The organism is Tunicatimonas sp., from assembly GCF_049647865.1.
Taxonomy (GTDB): Bacteria; Bacteroidota; Bacteroidia; order Cytophagales; family Cyclobacteriaceae; genus Tunicatimonas.
Window position 1 is genome coordinate 1 of the sequence record NZ_JBARYM010000475.1, and the last position, 2,062, is coordinate 2,062.

2 protein-coding genes are annotated in these 2,062 nt (G+C 47.5%); both read right to left on the bottom strand.

Annotated elements, in window-relative coordinates; all coding sequences use genetic code 11:
* Window positions 1-205 precede the first annotated feature (205 nt).
* Window positions 206-799 (bottom strand): pseudouridine synthase, encoded by a 594-nt coding sequence (locus WBA23_RS14125; RefSeq protein ID WP_424582923.1) that lies wholly within the window; start codon window positions 797-799, stop codon window positions 206-208.
* Window positions 800-1,004: 205 nt separating this feature from the next.
* Window positions 1,005-2,062, bottom strand: a 1,058-nt coding sequence (locus WBA23_RS14130; RefSeq protein WP_424582924.1) for a zinc-dependent metalloprotease, incomplete at its 5' end; no start/stop codon positions are given.

Sequence of the window (2,062 nt, forward strand, 5' to 3'; positions counted from 1 at the left end):
TCCATAAACTCAACAATAGGCCGGAAGGTATTCTGAGCTTCTTCTATGCTAAGCACGGGGCCTTTGGCGTAAGGCACACAAGCCGATAGTATGAAGAAAATAGAAAGTGCTCTGATCGGATTTATCATATTGGTTAGCATAGTAATGACTGCTAACCTAACGCGAATGGTAAACAATCATTGTAATTCGCTATGCTCACCGTTTGTTACCCGTTCTTAGGAGCAAGCGCGAATGTATCTACCTCAATTACTTCGCCGGGCAACATCTTATTCAACGCTATGCTCCCAATTCGTACCCGGATTAACCGTAGCGTGGGGAAGCCAACGGCAGCGGTCATTTTGCGGATCTGCCGAAATTTCCCTTCGGTGATGGTGATCGATAACCAACTGGTGGGGCCGTGCCGTTCGTCCCGTATTCTTTTGGTTCGGGGAGGGTAGGTGGGAGGTGAATCTAGTTTCGTTGCTTTCGCGGGCAATGTTCGGTAGGTTTTACCCCGAGTGGCAATATCCACTCCTTGCTGCAACTGCCTAACACTTTCGTCGGTAATAGTACCATCTACTTGCACATGGTACTCTTTCTCCACGTTCTTGCTGCGTACCAGCATACTGACTTTACCGTCAGTAGTAAGCAGTAATAGCCCTTCCGAGTCTTCATCTAAGCGACCAATTGCCATTGTGCCCACCGGAAAGTCGTGTAGCTCGCCTAGCAGCTTTTTATTTCTTCGTCGGTTCTGATTGTTAACGAATTGCGATAGATACCCAAATGGTTTATGAATAATAAAGTGACGGTGATTACTCATGTAGATATAACTTTGAACCCACTCTTCATCCCGGCGGTGAGCCGCTGGGTTACGTTACGTTCGGTGAGTGATACTCCATTGCCCTTCTCAAGTATCGCGCTACGACAGCCCTACTCAAGCTCAAACAAAATTAACCTCCTCGTCTGTAATAGTGACTTCTGGCAATGATCATCAGCGTTAAATAAGGCTAACATGCCCTATTTCACTAATTTTCCGAACACATTATGTAGTCTAATCCGCCTTGGCCAATTGGTGAGCCATCCGGTGGGCTAAGAGAATCAGGCAGTGAGAGATTTTCAGGATTGTTTTCAAACTGCGTGATTTGTTTAGCCAAGTACATTTGATGAGCTTGCTCCGAGACATCAGATACGTTACTCTGGCTGGATAAAAGCTGTTTGATATCATTTACTCTCAGAGTAGCCATTGCCCGAGCCTGTCCGGAAGCGTTTTCGTTACTGGCTAATTGTATTAGATGGTTAAGCACCAGTCGTTCTACTAACCGTTGTAGCTCGCCTTCGTAGCCCCGAGGTTGGTAGGTGGCATTGAAGGTTTTTTGAATCAGTTCGTTGGTTAGGTCAGCGAAGCTAGGTACGCCACTTTCACGAGAGGCATAGTCGATCATGCGGGTGGCTCGCTCGTGATTTAGCATTAAACCCAACGTGAAGTCAGTGGCAGATTCTGCTGCAGCCATTGGGTCAAAAGTGATACCGGTTCGTGACTTAAAGATTTCCCGATCATTTTCGTAGAAACCTAGTGGGTAGGGGGGTAGAAGATTGAGCACCTCTTCAGGAATGGCTAATGCATCCGGGGTAATAGTCGCCAGCAGCGCATCAATGGCTTCCCGTTGCTTGCGGCCGTCTACTACTTGCATTGGTTTTTGTCCATCGCCCCGCACGGCGTAGGTGTAGTTCAGTCCGCCTACAATTTTAGCTACAGACTCTATCTGATAGCGATGAAACAAATACATCGGTACTAGCACTTCTTCTAGCGTAGCGATGGGCTGTCCGGAAGGGATTTTCTTCTCAGAAAGATTTTCTAAAGCAATCTTACGCACGTCCATTACTCGCTGGAGTTCGTCTACTGCGTCGGCTCCGTTATCCCACAAGTGAGCGTAGGGGTGGGCCCCACTGGCGGCCCGAGCATCACGGTCAGAAATAAACAATAGCCCATCGTCAATGGATTCTTGCAGTATTCCATTCAGGGCCTCGGTTTCGTTGGTACCTTCGGGAAAATCCTGATAGCCGTAGGTAATTGCTATTTTGT